Raw genomic sequence first — 571 nt, 5'->3', positions numbered from 1 at the left:
ACCTTTTGGAGCCAGCCGCCTAAGGTGGGACAGATGATTGGGGTGAAGTCGTAACAAGGTAGCCGTATCGGAAGGTGCGGCTGGATCACCTCCTTTCTATGGAGAATTGATAAGCGCTGTTTATCAATATAAGTTTCCGTGTTTCGTTTTCGTTTAGTTTTGAGAGTTCAATAAAAAGTATTGACTCTTAAATGAGGATATGATATAAATAAATCCTGCAATTTGTATGGGCCTATAGCTCAGCTGGTTAGAGCGCACGCCTGATAAGCGTGAGGTCGATGGTTCGAGTCCATTTAGGCCCACCATACAACTTGGGGCCTTAGCTCAGCTGGGAGAGCGCCTGCCTTGCACGCAGGAGGTCAGCGGTTCGATCCCGCTAGGCTCCACCAAAAAGCTATTTTAAATAGCAAATGGTATGTTCTTTGAAAACTAGATAACAGTGTAGCTCATATTTTTTAATTTTTAGTTTGGTTAAGTTAGAAAGGGCGCACGGTGGATGCCTTGACACTAGGAGTCGATGAAGGACGGGACTAACGCCGATATGCTTCGGGGAGCTGTAAGTAAGCTTTGA

At 45.4% G+C, this 571-nt stretch carries 2 tRNA genes and 2 rRNA genes; all 4 read left to right on the top strand.

Annotation, left to right across the window (positions count from 1 at the left end):
- Nucleotides 1–96 (top strand): 16S ribosomal RNA (locus ACTFR9_RS27560); the annotation flags it as partial.
- A 132-nt stretch (nt 97–228) separates the two neighbouring features.
- Nucleotides 229–305 (top strand) — tRNA-Ile (locus ACTFR9_RS27555).
- 8 nt (nt 306–313) lie between these two features.
- Nucleotides 314–389, top strand: a tRNA-Ala gene (locus tag ACTFR9_RS27550).
- Between the two features lie 80 nt (nt 390–469).
- Nucleotides 470–571: ribosomal RNA gene (locus ACTFR9_RS27545) — 23S ribosomal RNA — on the top strand; the annotation flags it as partial.

The organism is Bacillus cereus group sp. MYBK222-1 (assembly GCF_051916425.1).
In the GTDB taxonomy this organism is placed as follows: domain Bacteria; phylum Bacillota; class Bacilli; order Bacillales; family Bacillaceae_G; genus Bacillus_A; species Bacillus_A paranthracis.
This window is presented reverse-complemented; position numbering and strand designations above follow the sequence as displayed.